Genomic DNA, 22,232 nt, shown 5'->3' with positions numbered 1-22,232 from the left:
ACCATAAACGAATAAAGGCAAAACTAAAAGGCATGAGCCCGGTACAGTACCGAACTCATGCGCTAAAGGCAGTCTAACTATATACTGTCTAACTTTTGGGGGTCACTTCATGGCCTGAGCTCCTTTTACATATTACTATTAAAACACAAGACCTACTTTTTATACGGGTTGTCCCTGATAAGCTTTTACCTGTAAGGGAGCATTGAGGAAATTTCCTGCTTTACCAACGAAGGAAGTGAAGTGATCACTAGCATTATGACTGGCAATTGCTGCTTGATCTTGCCAAACTTCAACCATGGTAAACTTATTTTCTACTTCTGTATCTTTGAGCAAATCATATGAAATATTACCATTTTCAACTCTCGAGGCAGCTATTAATGGGTGAATCTCGTTGAGAAAGGCTTCGTGTTTGGCTGGATCAACATTGAATTCTGCGTGAATAATAATCATTGGACGTTCGTCCTCCATTCTTCGATAAAGTAGTGACTAGTTCCATTGCGTGATGGTTTCGATTGGAAGACGTACGGATCTATGACCGCCATCATCTGCTTTACCAATTGAAATAAGCATTACGGGAACATAACGATTTTTATCTAAGCCAAAAGCTTCGGCAATTTTATCTTTATCAAAGCCACCGATTGGATTTGTATCATAACCATGAGCGCGCGCTACAAGCATTAGCTGCATAGATACAAGTCCAGCATCAATAAGGACTGTTTCTTTATTTACAACCGGATCAAGCGCTGCGAAGTGTGGTTTAATTTTCGCTAGTGTCATTTCTTTTACCTCTAAAGGCATATAACCCAACTCGACCGCCTTACCGAAAATTTCATCGGCGTAATCCGAATTGTTTAAATCACCAAATACAGCAATCACAGCTGATGATGTTTCGACTTGAACCTGGTTAAATTTAGCAAGCGGCGCAAGTGTTGCTTTACCTTCGGCACTTTCGATAACAACGAATCGCCAAGGCTGCATATTTACGGAGGAAGGCGCGAGAGTTGCTTCTTTTAGGATGTCTGTCATCTCTTCACGACTAATTTTGACGGATGGATTATACTTTTTTATAGAACGGCGTCCAGTAATAATTTCTTTAAAATCGTTCGTGATTATGGTGTTATTCATTTGTCATTTCCCCTTCAATATTGGCTAATATTCGTTAACATGCGTTGGAGCATTTCGGAGAGCTTATTGCATTCTTCTTCGTTAAAATCTTTAAGCATCTGAGTAATGAATTGTGCTTTTTCTTCTTTAAAGGAAATGATTTCTGTTCGTCCATGATCGGTAAGACGTACGAGAGTGACCCGATTATCGCCAGGATTCATACGCCGTGAAACCATTCCACTTGCTTCAAGTTGTTTCAAATGCCGTGTAACGGCTGCGCTGTCAATGTTAACCTCTTTTTGAAGCGTTGTTTGACTAATTTCATCCACCTGATAAAGCTGATGTAAAAGACGAAGCCGCGACGGGCTAATACCCGTACAACGTTCAAATTTAGTGCTTATTTGTTTATTGAGGCTCAGAAATTTATCAAATAAACCAGTTTCGTTGACATAGGATTGGGTCAAAAAATATACCTCCTTAGCGACTGTCGATTCATTTTGCCTCCTCACAACTGGTGCGTATGCTCCAAAATTCGATTTTAGAGTCGTTCAGCAGCTTTACGAAGGGTTATGGACTATAGTGGTACCAATCAATGTTGTAATTTATACAACAATTCACACGCCAAACGGCTATTTGGCCAGTTGAAGTTGCAGTTTGTACAACATTTCGAACCCATTTGTTGCAAAATGGCCTGTATTGGATCAAATTGTTGTACATTATGCAACAACGAGGGGAAAGAGGCGCTATCTAAGCAGCAATTGTTGTACTTTCTACAACATCATTCAACCGAAACTAGGGATTCATTCATCTGGTATGAGCATATATGACGATGAATTCCGGTTTAAGACGCCTCCATGTAGTACAAGATCGAATCAACGAATCGAGGTCTCCCTTGTCCATTCATGACAAATTGTTGATAAGTCAATTGTTGATGCATCAATCATTGATATATCAATTAATATAGAGGAACTCAGTTAAAACTTCAAGTGTTTCGTAAAATTAAGCCGTAGTAAATTGTGGAATTCTGCTCCACTGCTTACTTTCTATTTCGATGAATTGCCTGGTTTCCGGCCCTATACTGGATTAGAATGGTCAAATCCTCCCGAATTGAATTCACACCAAAACAAATACCCCGCCAATTGTGACATTTATCACGCTTGGCTGGGGTTATTTAATACTCATCACCCTGACTGGGGTATATGTGCTGCTGGCCACTCATAACTGGTATCCTACATCATACTTCGATTGAGCTTCGATATTCAACCACATCCTAGCGAAGATAACTCATTAGCGGCTGGATATTTTGCTTCTTTATACCGTCTACGACCAGCTTGGCAACGGCAATACCGCCTCTTTCCTGGAAATGTGTATTATCCTCTGCGCCTATGGGGAAATTAGGGAACTCACCTGGCCACGCCCACATGAACAATGACTTCGTTTCCTCCGGACCTAGTGCTTCAAACAACTGCCTGCTCTCTTCTGCCAAATCGATCAGAGGAACGTTCTCTTCCTCAGCGAGCTGCTTCATCGCGGTGATATAATCACCATGCGTATCTATGATTTTACCGGCAGGGTCAAAAAATCTTCGCTGCACAGGTGTTACTAGAATCGGGACAGCTCCCCGCAATCTGGCCTCTTGTATGTAAATGTTCAAATACTCTTTATACGTTGTAAAAGGGGATGTTGCCCGCTCCGCATCCAGCTTCTGATCGTTATGCCCAAACTGAATGAACAGATAGTCATTCGCATTCATGTGTTCAAGGATGGGCGCCAGGCGTCCTTCATCCATGAAGCTTTTGGAGCTGCGGCCTGAAACCGCATAGTTGGCTACAGCGGCGTCCGCTTTTATAAAAAGCGGCAGTATTTGTCCCCAACCCGTGTAAGGATAGCCATCCTGCGGTTGATCGGTTACGGTGGAATCACCGACGATATACAAGTTTGCAGCTTGCGGCGCCGAGGTAATTTCTAAAGCATTTATTCGCGGGGCGACACCAGAGAATGCCAGTCTCAGCTGTCCATCTGCCACATGAACGGTAAAGCTGCTAGTAACAAACTCCCCTGCTGTCGTCAGAACATCAGCCAGCACAAGTCTTCCGGGCCCTGCCTTTAATCCCGTACAAGTCGAAGTAATGAGGTCCCCCATGAGTGTCTGAACCGTATAACTGCCATTCGGCACATCCACTACGAAGACTGCATCAACTGGAATGCAGAAATCTTGACGGAGCGCCGCGGGACGCCCACGATCTCGTTCAAACACCGTTGAACCATCCAGAAAGCCGTAGCCCATTTTTTCATTGTAATACGTTTGACCGCTTACTCTCGTGAACCCTTCTTTTGTACAGCTTGAGCTCTGATCTGGACCAAAATCGAACCTAAAGTGTACGCTCATAAACGCTTACCTCCTACCAGTCTTTGCGATTAAGCAAGGATGCTAAGAAAGTAAGCCCTAATCCTTGTCCCCAGCCTTGGATCCGTTTGTAAGGAACCCCTTTATAACCGTCAATGTCTCTCATTACCGCAGTCCCAGCTGAAACATGGGTAACTGTCCCATCTTCCGTGATGCGTGAAAGTATGCCCTGAATGGATTTATTCGTGTATTTGTTATAAAGAGGACCTGAACTGATAAGCGCCGCCGCGATACCAGCTGAACCGCTTGTTTCCAAATAAGCATCCTTGTCCGTCAAGACGGTATGCCAGAGTCCGCTCTCATCTTGCAAGCGGACAAGTGCACTCAATTGATCACGCAGCGAGCCCTCGAGAATCATAAATGAAGGATGCGTCACATGCACCAGTCTCAGCGCACGAGCCATCGTAATCGCTGCCCAAGCATTGCCACGGGCCCAGAATATGCCTGACATATGATTTTGTGCTAGATGATCCCAACCGTGGTAGTAGAGATTTGTTGTCATATCTTGCAAATAATTCTCGTGACCGTGATATTGCTTCAACCCATCTTCGAAATAATCGTCCCGCTTTAGCACGGAACCAATCCGTAGGAGGAAGTAACCTGCCATGAACATGGTATCCACCCAGGCCTGCTGCGGAAAGTTATAGGTTTCCGAGTTCACCGTGTGCTGGAAAATGCCTTCTCCAAAACGCTCAGCCTCATGCTGAAGGAATTCAGCCATTTGTGAGGCAATATCGATATACCGATCTTCGCCAGTTTCTTTGTACAATGTCAGCAAGGAGTGTCCAATGGAGATCCCATTAACGGACAGCTTAGGCAAGCCATCCTCCAGCTTCTCATCGATCCAATCCTTCAGCAGCTGCAGATATTCCTCCTTGCCCGTCGCTTCATAAGCTTCGGTTACACCATAGAAGGCTACGCCGCCCGGCCAATCCCAATTAAAGTCCATCCGGAACGTTCTATGAACAACACGGTCAATCACTTTGCGAATTTCATCTGGATCAAATTGTAAGGCTGGCATCTCTTCATTTCCTCCCTGTAGTTGGCTATTTTCTATGTTTGTAATCATCTTTTCTTATCCTTTCAAACCGCTCGTCGATATCCCGTCAACAATGTACTTCTGGAATATGATGAAAACTACGAAAATCGGGACAAGTGATATCGTTGACATGGCAAACATGCCGCCCCAGTTATTCAAAGACTCGCTATCCAAGAAAAGCTTCAATGCTAAGGAAACCGGATATTGACTCGGATTGTTCAAATAAAGCAGCGGCGTGTAGAAATCATCCCATCTCCAATAGAAGGAGAAGATCGCCGATGTCACGAGTGCCGGAACAATTAAAGGTACGATGATTTTGTAAAAGATGCTGTACTTGTTGCAGCCGTCCATTTTCGCGGCTTCGTCCAATTCTGGGGGAATCGTACGAATAAACTGCATGATCAAGAAGATGAAGAACGGAATCCCAAAGAACTGAGGGACAATAATCGGTTTAAAACTGGATAACCAGCCTATTTTGGCAAATAAAATATATTGCGAAATAATCGTTACGTCTTGAGGTAACAGCAAAGTAAGCATAACCGCTGAAAACCAGAATTTGCTTCCGGCAAAACGAATCCGGGCAAATCCATATCCTACTAAAGCGGAGGAAACCACCGCACCTATCGTCGAGAGAATAACAATAATGAATGAATTTTTCATGAATGTAGCAAACGTATTGCCGGCAAAACCTTTCCAACCCGACACATAATTGTTCCACTCGAGCCGACTTGGGATCAGACTGGTAGCTGTTGTGTAAATTTCATCGTTCGGCTTCAGTGAGCTGGCGACCAGCCACAAAATTGGATAAATCGCCGTTATCGCGATGGTACAAACGATGAGATGATACAGCAGCGTTTTCACATTTTTGACTCGTAAAACCATGGTCTACCCCTCCTAGCTTTCGTAATGAACCCAATATTTCGATGTTTTGAAAATAACTAAGGTAATGAGTCCGATCAGGATCAGCATGAACCAAGCCATGGCTGAAGCGTAACCCATTTCGAAGAAGACGAATGCTCGATGGAATAAATAGAGTGAATACAGCAAGGTATTGTTCAGCGGCCCGCCCTCTCCATTAGAAATAATGTAGGCCGGAGTAAAGGTTAAGAAGCCTGAAATCGTTTGCAGGATTAAATTAAAAAGAATAATCGGGCTTAACAAAGGCAGTGTGATGTGGAAAAATTTGCGAATCGGTCCAGCACCGTCTACACTTGCGGCCTCGTAATAGGTCCCCGGAATATTTTTAAGACCGGCAAGAAAAATCAGCATGGAGGAACCAAATTGCCAAACCGACAGCAGTACTAACGTTCCAAGCGCTGTTGCCGGGAAGCCAATCCAAGATGTACTGGTGTGGATGCCGATGTTTCCTAGAAAAGCATTGATTAGTCCCTTATCTCCGAATATTTGCCGCCACATAATGGAAACCGCTACGCTGCCGCCAATCAATGACGGTAAGTAATACGTGGCTCTGTATAAACCAATTCCTTTTACCGCGCGGTTCAGAAGCATGGCGACGAGCAATGCAATAATCAGTCGCAGGGGAACGGACGTAAGTACATAAGTCAGCGTCACTCGGATCGAGTCCATGATTTTGTCGTCATCTGTGAACATTTTCTCGTAATTAGAGAGGCCCACCCATCGTGGAGCCGAGAGCAAATCGTACTCTGTAAATGAAAAATACAGTGATGAAAACATCGGAAACAGCGTGAAGATCAGAAAACCCAGGATAAAAGGTGATATAAACACATAACCGACTATGTGATCATTTTCACGTAGTTTCATAGTTCCACTCCTTACATTCGTCAATGTCTATTTATTTAGGGAAGGCGGCCTGCAAGAAGCTGCCCTTTTCCCCCTTTGTAAAACTGCTCAAAAAGTTCTTATTTCTTATTTTTAGCAAGAATTGCGTTGGCATCGTTCATAAATCTGGCTGCGGCCTCTTCCACCGAGAGCTTCCTGTACAAGATTTGCTCTTGCATGTCCCGAAGCAGCTTGCTTACTTCTGCAGCCCCCGGCGGATCCGGTGGATCCATAACACTGCTGTTCTGCTGCGCCCAAGCGACGTAATCATAGACTTTCTGATCAGCCTCTGTTAGTAGAGGTTGCAGACCTTCTTTAACAGCAGCCGAAATCGGAATCCCGCGGTCACCATTTATGAGCTTATTTGCTTCCAAATCATTAATAAACCAAGAAATAAATTTAGCTGCTTCCGTTTTCTGCTTCGAGCTTTTCGAAATTGAGAACAGCATCGTCGGCTTCAAATAAAGTCCTTGCTTCCCATTTGGACCCGGCAGCCCAATCATGCTCAAAGACTTCTTAGAGGCCTCCTGCAGAGTCACGAATTGATTGGACCATGCCATTGTCATGAACCCGTCACCGAGTACAACCGGATTCTCCTCCGGTGTCAATTTGGTTAAAGATTCTTTATCCCAGTTTCGCATGTAGCCGGCATCGTACCATTTGAGATACATCGTGAAGTAATCTATAAAATATCGGGGATCGCTATAACCAAGACTCGTACCATCCGAGCTAAAATAGTGCTGATTTTGCGTACGCAAATAGTAAGGAAAGAACTGGTCGAATCGCATATGATCGAGCACTTTGCCTTGTCCTTTCATACGCTTGGCAATTTGCTCCAGATCAGACCAAGTCCAGTTCACAGGAATCGAAGCGATACCGGCCTGCTTCAGCAGCGCTGCATCGAAGGTCGCTCCCATTGCATTCACCCCTAGAGGAATACCGTAAAGCTTGCCGCCAATTCGTCCAGAGTCTATCATTTCCGCTGAAGCTGAACGAACATCAAGCGTTCCGTTGGTCGTAAGCTCATCTAAATCTTCCAGCTGATTCTTCGAGCTATATTGATTTAAGTACGAGATATCCATCTGGATAATATCCGGCAATTGGTTGGCTGCGGCTTGCGGAGCCAGTTTTTTCCAAAAATCATCGAAGCCGGCATATTCGGTATCGATCTTCACGCCTGGATTCTGCTGCTGGTACAACTCTATCAGCTTCAAGGTGTAGTCATGTCTGGCTTGACCGCCCCACCAAGCGATTCGAAGCTTAACGTCATGCTTGCTTTCACTTTTCGCTGTTTCTATCGTTCTTGATTTCCCAGTTCCCCCATTCGCTGATTGCTGACTCGAGCTGCATCCGATTACGGTTAACAACAACATGACTAGGAGCAGGACTGGTATTGGTATGCGTTTCATAGTTAGCTTCCCCCTATGAGTCACCTGCGCTCCACACTTCTTATTATCAGCTTGGAGGAGCGAAAGTTGAATCTAATTTACCGCGATAAATGTTCAAAAAACAGTGAAAACAAGATTTAAAGCGTCAACTTCTTATACTCGGAAGGAGCGCAGCCTGCAATCTTTTTAAACACTTGGGAGAAGTATTGCGGATTATCGCCAAAACCCAGCTGTTCCGCTAGTTCGAACATTTTAACATCATCATGATGTTTAATGATCTCCATTGCTTTCTTAATCCTAACGGTGACCACATAGTTAGAGAACCGTTCTCCTGTCTCTTTCTTAAACAATTTCCCTAGATAATCCGGGTTCATATACAGCATCTGGTGGGCTACCCAGTTGAGAGAAAGTTCAGTGTTGGCTAGCTCCATATTTATAATATCAATAACCTTTTGAACGACTTGCGAATGTTTATTTTTATTTTGTTCAAAATTAATAAGCGTGATTTCGGATGCGATTTGTTTCAGCAAATGGATGCTCGCTTGCAGGGTCTCCAGTTGAGATATTTGACCAATAAGCCCCATGTAATGATTCATTTGCTCTTCCGCACATAGTCGAGTCATGGAAATAAATATTTGAATAACATACGACTTGGTCGTCTGAATATCGAGTCGGGAATTGGCCAGTTGATCGTGAAACGCTTCAATTCTCACTTCAGCTTCCTCCCAATTGCCCGCCCTTATCGGGAACAGAATCCGATCTTCGTCATAGACGAAATCAGCTTTGCTCAATAGGGCGGAATCCAGGATATCACGCATCGTAATCAGTCCGCCTTCACCGAGATAAAAGCGATGCCCCAAACAATCGAGCGCTTGCAGATAAAGACGCCTCGCCTCTACGATATCGCCCGAATCACTTAAGGCAACAGTCGTGTCAATTTTGTAATAGAGCATAAAAATACGCCGTATCTCTTTGATTTGCTCTTGTAATCGCTCCATATCTTCCTGATCCTCAATCATAATCAGAATTTGCTCGGCAATAGTTGAACTTAACAGAGGTTCATCGAGAATGTCCTCAGCAATATTTTTCACGGCAAAAAGATGCTCATATTCGAACTTGTCTTCCAGACGGAAAAGCAATAAGCGCACTTTCTTTCCGCTAACCTGCAGCCCAAATAAATCCTGATAATAATCCCAATCTCGGCTTCCATACGACTTGTTCGTCACGAACTCCTTCAGAAACTGTTCCTTCACATGGGGCAGAACCTTCCGCAAATTCGCCTTCATCGACTGAATAAAGCCTTCCTTGCTCTCTTCCTGCTTGTATTCCGCTGCAATTTCGCTTAAGGCCTTCAGAATGCTGTTCTCGTTGCATGGCTTTAATAAATAATGCTTCACCCCATATTGCATGGCGATTTGGGCATATTCGAATTCATCGAATCCAGAAAGCATAATGAACCGGATGTGCGGATGGGTTTCTTTTACTCGGGCCACAAGCCCGAGTCCATCCATGCCGGGCATGCGAATATCACTAATAATAATGTCAGGTGTATGTTCACACACGAAGGCGTAGGCTTCAACACCATTTCGCGCTGTTCCAATTAACTGTGTATCTACCGATTGCCAGTCCACAATGGCAGAAATACCCTCAAGAATCATCCGTTCATCATCAACTAACAGCACTTTATACATAAGCAGTTACCCTCTTTTCGTAATAGGAATACGGACTGTAATACGAGCACCGCCGCCCGCGCGGTTATCCACTTGGACGCCGAACTCTTCGCCATATGAAAGCTTGATCCGTTCATCAATATTTTTCAAACCGATACCCGTGCCTCTGGATTTACGTTCTCCTGTCAGGATCTGCTCTAAATAGGCCTCATCAATACCGGGTCCACTATCTTCCACGATGAGCAAAAGAGATTCGCCTTCTTCCTGGCCGATAATTTGAATCACACATGGCTCTAGCATAACTTCTACCGCATATTTAATCGCATTTTCCAAAAGCGGCTGCAGCGTCAGCTTTGGTATACTGTTACTTCTTATAGGTTCTGGAACATCGAGTCGAAAATCGAGCCGTTCTTCAAATCTGACCCTTTGAATCGTAATATAATGCTGCACAAGCTGCAGCTCTTCTTCCACGGTGATGATATCCTGCTTCAAACTAATCGACGAACGGAGCAAATAGCCGAGTGATTCAACCATTTGGGACACTTGCTTCTGTCCATTCATCTTGGAGATCCAATTGATTGATTCAAGCGTATTGTAAAGAAAATGCGGATTAATCTGCGCCTGCAAGGAGCGAAATTCGGTTTCTTTGATGATCAACTGTTTCGTGTAGTTCTCTTTGATCAGTTCTTGAATACGCACTAGCATCATGCGATACGTACGCTGCAGCAAGCCTACCTCATCCATCTGCTGTGATAATGGTGCGATCGTCGGCAGTTCGGACTTCTCCAGATCGCTAATTTGCAGGCCGCGCATGTTGGTAATTAAGCCTTCTATCGGCCTTGTTACGCTTCTTGCAACCGTCATCCCAAACCCGACAAGGAGGAAAAAGCTAAGCAGGAATGCGGCAATCATCCAGTTTTTCATCAAAATAATATGATAAAAGATAGTTTGGAAGGGCAGGGTGTTGTAATACGTCCAGCCCAAATAATCAGAGTGAATATGGGAAACGAAATATTTCTCTCCGTCCTGTTCCATGATGCGAAAGCCCTTGGATGCCGACTCCGCTGGATTCCCCTCACTAAGCAAGGATTTCATACTAGCTGCTCGCGGGTAAACTAAATTCCTGTCTGATACAATGACAAGTTCGCCGTCCCTCGTTACGGCTTCTCTTGCGTATTGGTTAACAATTTTGTCTAAATTCACATGCAGCACCAAGGTGCCCAGCTTGTTTAACTCTAATTTGTCGAAGGAACGAATTTGCCTGGCAGCAATTAAACTGTAATCCTGCGCGTCCGGGTTCACCCACCCCAGGGTGCCATTGCCTCGGTCAGCCGTCATTTGAATAAGGTCTCTCCGCTCGGATGAGAGCGTTGTCAAATTTCCGCTGGAATAGCTGCTTCCCTTCACATCGGTTATATCTGCTGCGATGATATACGTCTCCGTATTAATGTATTGTACGAGCCGATCCACAAGTTTGGCACGTGATTGGATACGATTGTAATCGGATTCATCCTCGTTCATCACGATCAAATTTTGCTGAATTTGTTCATCCGACATGATACTAAAGGTCAATCGTTCCACTTTGTTTAACTCGTTCTCAATCAAGGTAGATGATAGATTCAGAACTTGAGATGATTTCTCATAAATTTGCTGATCATAAATCGAATAGGCAATCTGGAGCCCCACTAATGAGATACAAGAACTGACTGCCATAGTAATTGTAATGAGCAGAAAAAGCTTCGCTTTAATACGCAGATTGCGTATTTCATTAAACCACTTGCTTATGCCTGATTTCATGCAACGTCACCACTTTTCTTCGCTGAATAAGGTTCATGTTGGAGAGTGTCTTCGTGATGGAAGTCTCATTTACCTTTAAAGGCAGCAAAAAAGGATGCTGGTATTAATAGCCAGGCATCCTCTTTCTTTTATGAAATTAGGCACTCTCCAATGAATTCTACCGCTTACTTCGCTTCAGAATCCGTACCCCGTAAGGCTGGAGCTGCAAGATAGAATCAATCATCACAGACGACGCGAAATCTGAGGCCAGCATGTCCGTATATGCTTGTTCATCCAATGTGATGGTGTGAGTTTTATTGCTAAAATTCAGGAGGAAGATGAACTCATTCACACCGTCCGTACGAATTTGAGCTGTTACCTCTGCAGGAAGCTCTGTTTGTAGAGCACCATCAATGCCCGCTTCTTTAAGGATCTGCTTATAAAAGCTGCTCTGGAAAGTTTGATCTGTACGAGCTGCGATATAGTAAGCTTTGCCTTTACCAACCGCATTGACTGTAAGCGCAGGTCGACCTGCATAGAAGTCATCACCATAGACGGCAAGAGTCTCTGCACCTTCTGTATGAATCAGCTCACACAGCTCACGAACCTCATATTCACCTGAGATTTGAAGCGCGTTGCCCTCCGTGAAGAGGACACGATTCACCTCATGATCATGCAGTCCGTCGATTTCCTCAGACCAGATACCAAGCGTTTTGCGAAGCGGTCCTGGGAAGCCGCCTTGGAAGCAAAGGTCATTCTCATCCACGATGCCAGACCAATACGTAGTGACGAAGGTTCCCCCGTTCGCTACAAACTGTTCGATTCGTTCGGAGGCACCCGGACGTACCAAATATAGCATTGGAGCGACAACAAGCTTATATTTGCTGAAATCACAGTCCATATCGATGACATCAACAGGAACGCCTTGTTCCCAAAATGCGCGGTAGTGGCTTAAAACCGTTTGTTCGTATTTGATCCCCATATTACGAGGACCTTGAGAATCCTTAACGGCCCAGCGATTTTCCCAGTCGAAAATAAGGGCTGTTTGTGCGGGCACTCGTGTCCCGATGAGATCTGTCAGCTTCTCCAAAGCGCCGCCAAGCTCAGCTACATCTTGAAATACTCGCGTATGCTCATGACCAACGTGATCAATCACCGCGCCATGCAGCTTTTCGCTGGCTCCTCTACTTTTACGCCACTGGAAATATTGCACGGAGTCAGATCCATGTGCCACAGCTTGCAAGGAAGACAGAAGATGCATGCCCGGCTTCTTCAGCTTTGAAACGGGCTGCCAATTCGTTAAGCTCGGTGTACTCTCCATTAGCAGGAAAGGCTTACCGCCCCCAAGCGAGCGAAACATATCATGGTTAAGTGAGAACCATGCGGCTAAATCACTCTGATCCGCCGCATCATGCCAAGTTGGATAAGCATCCCATGAAATGACATCCAGTACATCGGCGAACTTCCAGTAATTAAGACCTTCGTAAGCGTCCATAAGATTCGTCGTTACGGGCAGCTCGGTATTTTCCGCCTTCAGCGGAGCGATTTCATGACGGCAGAAATCAACCGTTTGATCCGTCACGAACCGTTTCCAATCCAAATTCATCGCATGGACCAAATTCTCGCCATGCGGTGCAGGAGATTCAATCTGAGACCAATTCGTATACGTATGGCTCCAAAATGAAGTCCACCACGCCATATTTAGAGCATCCAGCGTTACATATTTACGCTTCAGCCATCCGCGGAAAGCTTCCTGACAATAGTTACAGTGGCATTCCCCTCCATATTCATTGGAGATATGCCAGCCCACTACAGCCGGATGCTGCGCATAGCGCTCTGCCAACTGCTTGTTCATGATTGTGACTTTCTCCCGATAGACCGGGGACGTATAGCAATGATTATGACGCGCACCGAATAAGTTGCGCACCCGGTTAGGGCCTACCCGCAGTACTTCCGGGTATTTCTCTGCCATCCATGCAGGTCTAGCGCCACTCGGAGTAGCCAACCATGCATAAATGCCGTTGGCCGCGAATGTGTCCAACACACGGTCGAGCCAATCGAAGGTGAACACACCTTCCTCTGGTTCAAGCGCTGACCAAGCAAAAATGCCGACAGCCATCACATTACATTTGGCCAGCTTCATCATGCGAATGTCTTCTTCCAGCACATGTGGATCGTGCTGCCACTGATCAGGATTATAATCGGCACCGTGCATGAAAACGGGTAATTTCGGACTTATTGGCGGATATTTCTGTGACAAGATGATCACCTCTAGGATTAATGTATGGACTCATATTGGTTCATTGCATCCAAGTTTAACAGGTTCACCACCACAAAAATACCCGATAAAGTATCGATTACCCGTCATTTCTTGCGATTTACGGTCGAACCATTTGTTCGACCTATCGCTGAAGATCAGCAATATCGACATATCCATCATTATTTATCGGCCATTTTTCAAAATAACCCTCTAAAATATCGTTTACCTGTTCATTCTATCGACTTATAAAAAGGCTTAGGCGTATCCTACTGGGTGATCCCCAATTTGATCCATGCAATGTTGTATGTTGTACAACAAAAAGCTTGAAATACCGCGCTATTCTCTAGATTGCTGCAGAAAATACAACAATTTCTCCCGAAAGCAGCTCCATAGAAGGAAAATAGGCGAAATTGTTGTACACCATACAACATTGACAGCTTTGTGAGAAGAAACAAACGAAATTGTTGTACTCCGTACAACAATCACTCCTATAAACCAAGAAAATAAGGTCAGACTAGACTACTAACCAATAACCGAAAAATGTCTGATGTAAGTCTCCACGGATTCCGACCTCCAGTTAATGAAATAAACAAAAAGAGCCTACCCGAAGGTAAGCTCCTCATAAAAAACTTATTGTTCTTCGTAAATCACGACGGACTTCGTTTCTTCTTCCCATTTAACCGTAGCTTTTAGTGCTTCGCTAATGAAACGAACCGGTACAACCGTGTTGCCTTCAACGATGGCCGCAGGAACTTCCAATGTTACTTCTTTACCGTCAACAGTAGCTTTCGTGCTATCGATAAAGAGCTTAACTGTAATTCCGCCACGAGTAACGGTTACCGAACGTTCTTCGGCGTTCCATGTTACTTCGGCTTTTAAAGATTCGGATATCGCACGGAATGGTACCAATGTGCTGCCATCTTTGATGAAAGGATTTACTTCCAAAGTAGGCTCCTCACCATTCACATACAAAAACACGCCTTTTTTACCAAGCTTTTCAAAAAGTTTGCCAAGTTTCTTGTAGGAATTCAAGTTCTTAATGTTTGCTTTTACGGCTTCCTTTTGAACATAAACCGCATCGGTTACACTACCCTGCTCGTCCAAAACATCAGCAACAGCAGAAAGTGCAGCATCACGATCTTTAATCGCATCAAGTTCAGCCTTTAATTCGTCGCTAATGTGAGCACCGTAGTTAGTCAAAAGAAGATCGGCAATAACAGTTCCAGCTGGCTTATCCTTTACATTCTCGAGCGCGTGAAGAAGACCGTGATACCCGTTTTTCCCTTGATTACCATATGTATCTGAGGTTACAGTTGAATCCTTATCTGCATTAACTTTTACATTCAATTCCACTGCTGGTTTGGACGAATCCGCTTTATCCGCATTGTTGCCATTCTCGGATTTTGCAAAGGCAGATCCTGTCATAAGGCTAGTTACAACAATACATGTAGCTGTGATCATCCAGGGCTTGTTCATTTTCATAATAACGACTCCTCGGTTGTTGGGATTTTATTAACTCCCTAACATATTCGACATCCTTCCTGTTTTTGGAGGGGTCGGGTACTTTAAAGAAAATTGAAAAAGGTCCAGCTCCTGAAATCAGGAACCGGACCTCTTCAACTTATTTTTTTGCAATCAACGGATTAGCTTGATTCTGCATTTCAGCAACAACTTTATCGATACCTGCTTGCTTCAGCTTATCATTAAATACTTTCAGACCATGCTTATCATCGTTAGGATCAACCAAACCGTAGAAGAGCGGTTTACCGTAAGTCTCCATTACGTTGCTAACAGCGGCGACCTCATTTTTCACTTTGGTATCATCAAACGTAAATGTCTCTAAAGGATGGTTGACAGTCACTGTCTTTTTCCAGTTTTCTGTGAATTTTTGCGTTTCAGCAGCTACCGTGGAATCCAAACGTTCATGCAAGGAGTTCCATCCCCACGGATCTGTACCTGACGGAGGGAAATCAGCAGAAGCAGGAAGCGGTTTGAACTGATCATTGCCTACAGGCTCATAGTGTTTGCCTTTAATCCCGTAGTTGGTCAGGTCATGAATTTCTGGATCATAACGAAGTAAGTCAATCGCCATTAAACCGCGTTCGTAGTTTTTGGAACCTGCATGGATGGACATCCCATTATTGATGAACGGATTAGATAGACGTTTTTTGTCTGAACTGAGATCATAAAGCTCCACTTTCCAATCTGGATGTGTGGTTTGCATTTCGGATTTTGCACGCAATAATGTTCCTAAATTCCATTCTACGGAAGCTAGTTTACCATCTTTGAATGCTTGTGTTTTGTCGACTTTATTGGCAATGGCATCTCGGGACCAGGCACCTGTTTTTTGGGTATCATTCATTTTCTTAGCAAAGTCTGCGAACTCCTGCGTATCTACATAGTTGAATAGTTTACCCGAACCATCCGTTACTTTATAAGCAACTGGCAGTTGAGGCACGACGAAGTTCCACTCATTCGGTTGAACCAACTCAATAGCATTAAACTCACTCACACCGATACTTGGTTTGAAATCCTTCTCTTTATCAGCAACCGTTTTCAAATATGTCACGTAGTCATCATACGTTTTCAACTCAGGCAAATTGTACTTTTGACGCAAGTCTCCTCGAATACCGACCATATGGTAACTGTACTCAAAATTGTTTTGTGGAACCATATAAATTTTACCGTTGATTTTGGCTTGCTCCCAAGCTACTTTTGGCTCTTCCGCCCATGTTTTCGGGGCAAACTTCTTAATCATATCTTCTGTCAATTCCATATAGCCATTTTTCGTAGCTTGCTGCGCATAGTAGGACCATGTAGCCGAGAACACGAGATCGAAATCCTCGTTTGCTGCGAACATAAGCGGATATTTCTGTTGATACTCGCCCCAATCTAGGAAGCTAACATCCAGCGTCGCATTAATCTTTTGCTTCATGATTTTATTCACTTCACCATAAACCTCATCAAAAGCTTTTGGTTTGGAACCAAGCAAAACCATTTTCAGCTTTACTTCTTTACTTGTATCAATACCACTGCTTGAAGTTGCGGAAGCGCTTGCTTGAGGTGACGCAGACGCACCTGGTGTTGGTGATGCATCCTTCGTTCCGCAAGCCGTCAGAACAGTACCCATCACGAAAAGTGATGCCAGACTGAGTTTAGCTAATTTCTTGGTGTATGCCATTTTTTTTCTCCCCTTATAAAAGATAGATAATTTATGATAACCGGGAATGTGAATTCCCGGGGTTACCCTTTTACAGCTCCAACGGTTAAGCCTTGCACGAAATAACGCTGAACGAACGGATATAAGAAGATGATCGGTCCTGTAACAAGGATGGCGAGCGCCATTTTCAAGCTTTCACCAGGCAATTCCGTAACCTGCATACCTGTAATGGCCATAACCTTGCGAATGCCTTCGAGATTGCCCAGCATTTTATAAAGTAAATATTGCAGGGTATACAGTTTCTCATTCTGTACAAACAGCAGAGAGTTAAACCAATCGTTCCAATAATTCAGTGCAGTGAACAGTCCAATTGTGGCCAGTCCCGGTTTCGCCAGAGGTAGAATTAAACGGATAAAAATCGTGAAATCCCCTGCTCCATCAATCTTCGCAGATTCCGTAATAGCGTCTGGTATGCTCCGTAAAAACGTTCGTAAGATGATAATATAGAACACGTTTAAGAGCGGAGGCAAGAGCAGCGACCAGAAGGTATTCTTCATGTGTAAATAGTTAACCATTAGGATGTACCAAGGTACAAGTCCGCCATTAAAAAGGGTGGTGAAGTAGAAAAAGAAGGAAAATCCTCCTCGCCACTCAAAATCCTGACGTTGAAGGACATAGGCAGCCATCGCTGATATGAACAGTCCTACAATCGTACCCGTTACGGTTAAAGCAATCGTCAACAGATAAGAGCTGACAAATTGCTGTGGATGTTTGAGCGCAAAAGCATAGGCGTCCCAAGAAAACTCCTTAGGCCATATTCGAAAGCCATCGCTCGTAATCGAAGATTCGCTCGTTAACGATCCGCTAATAATAAGTATAAAAGGAATTAAACAAGCCAAACTGATCAAACTGATAAACACATAGCCAATGATATCCAGCATCCGCTGATCGATTTGACTCTTTTTAACACTCGTCGTACTCATAGGTTCACCCCGCAAATTACATTCTGTTTAAAATAAGGCATTCTCTTTATCCGATTTACGCACAAGGAAATTCGTTACCATAATGGTCGCAAAACAGAGGATGGATTGATAGAATCCAATCGCGGATGACATCCCGATTTCATTGTTGACCAGAAGTGAACGATACACATACGTGTCAATGACATCCGTCGTTTGATACAGCAGACCATTGTTGCCCACGAGTTGGTAGAATAGTCCGAAATCACCGCGGAAAATACCGCCAATCGCTAGTAAAACAAGGATTGTTATCGTTGGACGTAAGGACGGAAGCGTAATATATCGAATCCTTTGAAACACATTGGCACCGTCAATTTCAGCAGCTTCATACGTTTCTCGATCAATACTCAGAATGGATGCCATGTAAAACACAGCGCCGTAACCAACCGCTTTCCACGCTGAGAAAAAGATGAGAATATACTTCCAATATTCCGGAGTCGTATAAATATCAAGCTCAGGAATATGTAGGGAGCGAAGCAGTGTATTCACAGTTCCGTGCTCATAATTAAAAAGATTGTACGCTACAGCTCCTACGACTACCCAGGATAAGAAATACGGAAGAAACATAAGGGTTTGCGCCGTTTTACGAAACAGCTTTGAGCCAATTTCGGCCATCAAGATCGCGACCACAATTTGCAGCCCATTATTAATAAGGATGAAAGCGGCATTGTAAAGCATCGTGTTCCGAGTGACTCTAAACGCATCACCCGTCATGAAGAAGAATTTGAAGTTATCAAATCCCACCCATGGTGAGTTCATAATGCCCAAATCATAGCGGTACTGCTTGAACGCAAGCACGATACCGGCCATGGGCACATAGCTGAAAAGCAAGAAGTAAAGGACTGCCGGAGCAATCATGAACAGCAGTGTTTTCTTAGACTTGAGTCGATACAGGAGTCCTGTTCTCATCTTTATTCGTTCCCCCATCCGGTTCTAGTTGTCTCTCCTGTTACTAAATTAACAGGTTCCATGCAGCGTAGTAACCCGACAAAATATCGATTCCCTGTAACTTTTGCAGATAGCACCTAAGTTAGTGGCTTTGCTATCCAATATGCGCTAATCTTAAGCTACCCTAGGATAAACGGTTCCGCCGTCCTCCAGGACGAGCGCGTTTGTCAAGGTTGTGCAAAGCCAAAATATAAAACTTATACTTTCTTATCAACTCTAGAGAAGCTTACGCTTACATCATAAGTTTCTTCGAAAATTCTTGGGGGCGATTTTAACTATGAAACTTCTTTTCGCAGAGGATGAAAAATTCACGAGAGAAGGTATTCGTAAATCAATTGCATGGGGAGAACTCGGGATTACTGAGCTTGTCGAAGCGGTCGATGGTCTAGAAGCGGTTGCTATTGCTGAGCAATTTCAGCCCGATATTGTGCTGACAGATATTCGTATGCCGCGCATGGATGGCATTGAGCTTGCCACACACCTTCGCCGAAAGTATCCGCTGTGCAAAATTGTTTTTATGAGCGGTTACGCGGACAAAGACTATTTGAAAGCAGCGATTTCATTGAAAGCGGTTAGCTATGTAGAGAAGCCGATTGATATCGAGGAACTAGAAGAAGCTTTGCGAAGCGCAATAGCCATTTGTTTGGAAGAGCAGCGGCATTTGGCGAACGACGCGGTAGCCAGAGATAATAAGAGCTATATCAAGCAAGAAGCAGCGCTTCAGCTCATTCGCGGGGGATTTGACGAGGAATTGCTAGTTAAGCGGCTGTTGGCCGTTGGTTTCGAGGCATCGCTTCACGCCCCAACGGTTACGATCATGTCCAAGCTAATCACGCCTCAACCAACCAAAGAAATCATCAATTCCATCATGGAATCAGCCTTGAACGGCTTCGAAAACCCGTACTTGTATGCATTGAAAGATGACAATCACGTCATCCTTCATTTATTTTCGAGCGGCAAAGAGCCTATAGAAAACAGTGGATTGCATCACGTTTGTTACGAGCTCTCTTCTGCTTTAAAAAAGGAATTTCATTCCTTCTCCATTGCCGCGGGGAAAATAGTACCCACGGTTAAACAGCTGCAGGAGTCGTATACAAGTGCTGTCCTCCGTCTTCAGGAGTCATTTTTCCATAAACCGTGCTCCGTCATTCTGCATGATAGCCATGGCAGCGAAACACATTCCGAACATTATCAAGTTCCGGCTGAGTTATTCAACAGGTTCCAAGAATCACTTGTTGAGGAAAACTTTGAGGAAATCTCTCGTTTGTTGAACACGGTCACCGCAGACATTCACCAGCATCCTGGAACGCTAATTGTCAGCGTCAAAGAGCTCTATTATCGTTTTGCTTTGGAAATGGACAAATTTGCTCGCAGCCGAAATGTGATCCTGTTCGATGTCTCGGAAGAAAATAATGTGCCGTGGAAGCTTATTCTGGAATGTCATTTCCTAGATGATATTCATCGAGTCATCACCCAGAAGCTGGATGAGCTGAAGCAATCCTTCAGGGAACGCGGGAACGGAACCATGTCATCTGCCAGCTCGCGGATCATTCGTTACATTCATCTGCATTTTGCAGAGGATAACTTGTCTGTCCAAGATGTGAGTGATCATATGCAAATGACTGCCTCTCATCTCATCTCGATTTTCAAAGAAGCGACTGGCAAAACGATCAAGCAATACGTCACAGAATACCGAATGGAAAAGGCGAAGGATTTGCTCCGAAATAATCGATTGAAAGTGCTCGACGTCGCCTCACAAGTGGGGTTTAAAGATGGGGAGCATTTCTCCAAAATATTCCGCAAATCTACGGGGATGACACCTTCCGAGTACCGGGAGCGATGCCAGCTATGATGTTTACTTTGATTCAAACGATACGAAAATGGCTGTACAACGCGAAATTACGGCATAAAATCATGGTTACTTATTTGCTGCTGATCATGATTCCACTTGGCTTCTATCAATTCATTGCATCGGATAAAATGTCAGCCATCATCATTAATCATGTGACGTATTCGGCCAAGCAGGGCTTCGACCAGACCTATTCGTTCCTCAGCTACCGCGTACAGCGAATAGCGGAAACGACGAATATTCTGGTTTCCAATACAACCATTTCTGACATTTTAATGGACACGAGTATCACGCAAAATATTAATCGTGAGCTACAGGATTACAGCAATCTCAAGCAACTCCTCCGATCTATGCAGGACAGTCTTGATATTTCTCGGGTCATTCTGTATGTGCCGAAGGCATTTATTTTCTCCAACGAATCGGAGAATTTCCTGCCCCTTGACCAGACCGTTGACAGCCCTTGCTTCGCCCGATTAAACGAACTGCATGCCAAATATTTATGGTGCTCACCACCGGAATTAGGTACTCATGCTACCCATGATAACTCCTCCCTCTATGTGGTTAGGAGCATTCTGGATCCAAATAATTATTCGGTACCCATCGGCCAACTGCGGGTGGATGTACAGGCGGAGACACTGCGCTCCATGCTTAAAAAAGCCAACGTGGTGAAGAAAAGCGCCACCTTCTTAGTCGACCAGAATCACCAGATCGTGCTTGCCTCTGAACCTCTTACTCTTACCGACTTTACCCTGCCGGATATGGCCAGCGACGCAGTAACGATGAATTGGCAAAGCAACAATAACTACTATTTATACCGGCAGCTTCCATCGAATTGGGGTATGGTGACAGTCATTCCGCTGGATGAAGTCGTTCAGCAGAGCCATGAGCTGCGCAATGACTTGCTAGTTATTTTGCTTATTGTCAGCAGTCTTGCCTACCTGTTAGCTTATCTGCTCTCCTTCTCGGTCACTCGGCGCATTTCACAATTGACAAGCCGTTTGCGTGATGTACAGAAAGGCAATCTAATCGCACTGGCTCAAACGCAAGGAAAAGATGAAATTGGAGAGCTGATTCAGACCTACAACTACATGATTGAACAAATTAGTTCGATGAATAAAGAGCATTACCGGTTAGGACAAGAAGTGAAAAACGCGGAGCTGAAAGCATTGCAGTCGCAAATCAATCCTCACTTCCTGTATAATACGCTCGACCTCATTAACTGGATGGCTGACAGCGGTCTTAACACGGACATCAAAAAGGTCGTTAAAGCGCTAGCCCGCTTCTACAAAGTCAGCTTAAGCAGCGGGAAAGATATTATTTCGCTCCGCGAAGAATTAAAGCATGTTTCTTTTTATGTACAGATTCAAAATATCCGATTTGAAAATAAAATCGATTTTCAGATCCATGTGCCGGAGGAGCTGTTAGATAACGCGATTCCGAAGATTACTCTGCAGCCCATCGTAGAAAATGCGATTCTGCACGGTATTCTTGGACGTACTCACCGTGAAGGTACGATTACGATTAATGGCACGAGGGTGAATGACAACATTCACCTGATCATCAAGGACGACGGTGTCGGCATGCGTGCTACCCAGGTTGAAGACATTATGACGGGTACGAGCCGCAGCAAAATCAGCGGCAGCGGATACGGCGTCAAAAACGTCATCGAGCGCATTCGCCATTATTTCGGCGAGCCAGCGAATTTGACGTATCGCAGCGTACCCGGCGAGGGGACGGAAGTGGAGATCACGATTCCGGTTACACCGGGTTCAGAGATCCCATGATAGAATAGAAAGAGCCATGGGAAGCTGC

Annotated in this window: 17 protein-coding genes; 2 read left to right on the top strand and 15 right to left on the bottom strand. The window is 44.4% G+C overall.

Going from position 1 to position 22,232, the window contains the following annotated elements:
* Positions 1-159: 159 nt before the first annotated feature.
* The 15 genes from AC58U0_RS33335 to AC58U0_RS33265 all read right to left on the bottom strand — a co-directional run bounded on the left by AC58U0_RS33335 (position 160) and on the right by AC58U0_RS33265 (position 18,532).
* The gene (locus tag AC58U0_RS33335) at positions 160-450 is read right to left on the bottom strand and encodes a putative quinol monooxygenase (protein ID WP_497383065.1); all 291 of its coding nucleotides are present in this window, start codon (positions 448-450) and stop codon (positions 160-162) included.
* A 36-nt stretch (positions 451-486) separates the two neighbouring features.
* Positions 487-1,125, bottom strand: a complete 639-nt coding sequence (locus AC58U0_RS33330) for a nitroreductase family protein (RefSeq protein WP_497383064.1) — start codon at positions 1,123-1,125, stop codon at positions 487-489.
* Between the two features lie 14 nt (positions 1,126-1,139).
* Complete coding sequence (locus AC58U0_RS33325) at positions 1,140-1,568, bottom strand: MarR family winged helix-turn-helix transcriptional regulator (RefSeq protein WP_497383063.1); 429 nt, start codon at positions 1,566-1,568, stop codon at positions 1,140-1,142.
* Positions 1,569-2,374: 806 nt separating this feature from the next.
* Positions 2,375-3,493, bottom strand: a complete 1,119-nt coding sequence (locus AC58U0_RS33320; protein WP_497383062.1) for a rhamnogalacturonan acetylesterase — start codon at positions 3,491-3,493, stop codon at positions 2,375-2,377.
* A 13-nt stretch (positions 3,494-3,506) separates the two neighbouring features.
* Positions 3,507-4,532: a glycoside hydrolase family 88/105 protein gene (locus tag AC58U0_RS33315; RefSeq protein ID WP_497383061.1), complete on the bottom strand. Its 1,026-nt coding sequence runs from the start codon at positions 4,530-4,532 to the stop codon at positions 3,507-3,509.
* Positions 4,533-4,586: 54 nt separating this feature from the next.
* A complete protein-coding gene (locus AC58U0_RS33310; protein ID WP_497383060.1) occupies positions 4,587-5,432 on the bottom strand; it encodes a carbohydrate ABC transporter permease in 846 nt (281 codons plus the stop codon).
* A 12-nt stretch (positions 5,433-5,444) separates the two neighbouring features.
* Positions 5,445-6,332 carry a carbohydrate ABC transporter permease gene (locus AC58U0_RS33305; protein WP_060645324.1) on the bottom strand — a complete coding sequence of 296 codons (888 nt, stop codon included), beginning with the start codon at positions 6,330-6,332 and terminating at the stop codon, positions 5,445-5,447.
* Positions 6,333-6,430: 98 nt separating this feature from the next.
* A complete protein-coding gene (locus AC58U0_RS33300; RefSeq protein ID WP_497383059.1) occupies positions 6,431-7,759 on the bottom strand; it encodes an ABC transporter substrate-binding protein in 1,329 nt (442 codons plus the stop codon).
* A gap of 116 nt (positions 7,760-7,875) precedes the next feature.
* Positions 7,876-9,429 carry a response regulator gene (locus AC58U0_RS33295; RefSeq protein ID WP_497383058.1) on the bottom strand — a complete coding sequence of 518 codons (1,554 nt, stop codon included), beginning with the start codon at positions 9,427-9,429 and terminating at the stop codon, positions 7,876-7,878.
* A 6-nt stretch (positions 9,430-9,435) separates the two neighbouring features.
* Positions 9,436-11,205 carry a cache domain-containing sensor histidine kinase gene (locus AC58U0_RS33290; protein WP_497383057.1) on the bottom strand — a complete coding sequence of 590 codons (1,770 nt, stop codon included), beginning with the start codon at positions 11,203-11,205 and terminating at the stop codon, positions 9,436-9,438.
* Positions 11,206-11,362: 157 nt separating this feature from the next.
* Complete coding sequence (locus tag AC58U0_RS33285) at positions 11,363-13,399, bottom strand: beta-galactosidase (RefSeq protein WP_497383067.1); 2,037 nt, start codon at positions 13,397-13,399, stop codon at positions 11,363-11,365.
* A gap of 675 nt (positions 13,400-14,074) precedes the next feature.
* Entirely contained in the window at positions 14,075-14,926 is an 852-nt protein-coding gene (locus tag AC58U0_RS33280) for a copper amine oxidase N-terminal domain-containing protein (protein WP_497383056.1), read from the bottom strand.
* A gap of 139 nt (positions 14,927-15,065) precedes the next feature.
* Complete coding sequence (locus AC58U0_RS33275) at positions 15,066-16,625, bottom strand: ABC transporter substrate-binding protein (protein ID WP_497383055.1); 1,560 nt, start codon at positions 16,623-16,625, stop codon at positions 15,066-15,068.
* A gap of 62 nt (positions 16,626-16,687) precedes the next feature.
* Positions 16,688-17,587, bottom strand: coding sequence for a carbohydrate ABC transporter permease (locus tag AC58U0_RS33270; RefSeq protein ID WP_497383054.1), 900 nt, complete (start codon positions 17,585-17,587; stop codon positions 16,688-16,690).
* Positions 17,588-17,614: 27 nt separating this feature from the next.
* The gene (locus AC58U0_RS33265; protein WP_057303189.1) at positions 17,615-18,532 is read right to left on the bottom strand and encodes an ABC transporter permease; all 918 of its coding nucleotides are present in this window, start codon (positions 18,530-18,532) and stop codon (positions 17,615-17,617) included.
* A 316-nt stretch (positions 18,533-18,848) separates the two neighbouring features.
* Between AC58U0_RS33265 and AC58U0_RS33260 the strand changes: the two genes are divergently transcribed.
* Together AC58U0_RS33260 and AC58U0_RS33255 are read left to right on the top strand one after the other, a co-directional pair.
* The gene (locus tag AC58U0_RS33260; protein ID WP_497383053.1) at positions 18,849-20,423 is read left to right on the top strand and encodes a response regulator; all 1,575 of its coding nucleotides are present in this window, start codon (positions 18,849-18,851) and stop codon (positions 20,421-20,423) included.
* Positions 20,420-22,204, top strand: coding sequence for a cache domain-containing sensor histidine kinase (locus tag AC58U0_RS33255; protein WP_497383052.1), 1,785 nt, complete (start codon positions 20,420-20,422; stop codon positions 22,202-22,204). The genes AC58U0_RS33260 and AC58U0_RS33255 overlap by 4 nt, the downstream gene beginning before the upstream one ends.
* Positions 22,205-22,232: the final 28 nt, after the last annotated feature.

The organism is Paenibacillus sp. J31P190, assembly GCF_059692075.1.
The sequence above is the reverse complement of the archived record's forward strand: the minus strand, read 5'-3'. Positions and strand labels throughout refer to the sequence as shown.

What these genes read in the sequence shown, in the direction of transcription:
- AC58U0_RS33335 (WP_497383065.1), bottom strand. Translation starts at nt 450, where the DNA reads ATGATTATTATTCACGCAGAATTCAATGTTGATCCAGCCAAACACGAA.
- AC58U0_RS33330 (WP_497383064.1), bottom strand. Translation starts at nt 1,125, where the DNA reads ATGAATAACACCATAATCACGAACGATTTTAAAGAAATTATTACTGGA.
- AC58U0_RS33320 (WP_497383062.1), bottom strand. Translation starts at nt 3,493, where the DNA reads ATGAGCGTACACTTTAGGTTCGATTTTGGTCCAGATCAGAGCTCAAGC.
- AC58U0_RS33315 (WP_497383061.1), bottom strand. Translation starts at nt 4,532, where the DNA reads ATGCCAGCCTTACAATTTGATCCAGATGAAATTCGCAAAGTGATTGAC.
- AC58U0_RS33310 (WP_497383060.1), bottom strand. Translation starts at nt 5,432, where the DNA reads ATGGTTTTACGAGTCAAAAATGTGAAAACGCTGCTGTATCATCTCATC.
- AC58U0_RS33305 (WP_060645324.1), bottom strand. Translation starts at nt 6,332, where the DNA reads ATGAAACTACGTGAAAATGATCACATAGTCGGTTATGTGTTTATATCA.
- AC58U0_RS33300 (WP_497383059.1), bottom strand. Translation starts at nt 7,759, where the DNA reads ATGAAACGCATACCAATACCAGTCCTGCTCCTAGTCATGTTGTTGTTA.
- AC58U0_RS33295 (WP_497383058.1), bottom strand. Translation starts at nt 9,429, where the DNA reads ATGTATAAAGTGCTGTTAGTTGATGATGAACGGATGATTCTTGAGGGT.
- AC58U0_RS33290 (WP_497383057.1), bottom strand. Translation starts at nt 11,205, where the DNA reads ATGAAATCAGGCATAAGCAAGTGGTTTAATGAAATACGCAATCTGCGT.
- AC58U0_RS33285 (WP_497383067.1), bottom strand. Translation starts at nt 13,399, where the DNA reads ATGCACGGTGCCGATTATAATCCTGATCAGTGGCAGCACGATCCACAT.
- AC58U0_RS33280 (WP_497383056.1), bottom strand. Translation starts at nt 14,926, where the DNA reads ATGAAAATGAACAAGCCCTGGATGATCACAGCTACATGTATTGTTGTA.
- AC58U0_RS33275 (WP_497383055.1), bottom strand. Translation starts at nt 16,625, where the DNA reads ATGGCATACACCAAGAAATTAGCTAAACTCAGTCTGGCATCACTTTTC.
- AC58U0_RS33270 (WP_497383054.1), bottom strand. Translation starts at nt 17,587, where the DNA reads ATGAGTACGACGAGTGTTAAAAAGAGTCAAATCGATCAGCGGATGCTG.
- AC58U0_RS33265 (WP_057303189.1), bottom strand. Translation starts at nt 18,532, where the DNA reads ATGAGAACAGGACTCCTGTATCGACTCAAGTCTAAGAAAACACTGCTG.
- AC58U0_RS33260 (WP_497383053.1), top strand. Translation starts at nt 18,849, where the DNA reads ATGAAACTTCTTTTCGCAGAGGATGAAAAATTCACGAGAGAAGGTATT.
- AC58U0_RS33255 (WP_497383052.1), top strand. Translation starts at nt 20,420, where the DNA reads ATGATGTTTACTTTGATTCAAACGATACGAAAATGGCTGTACAACGCG.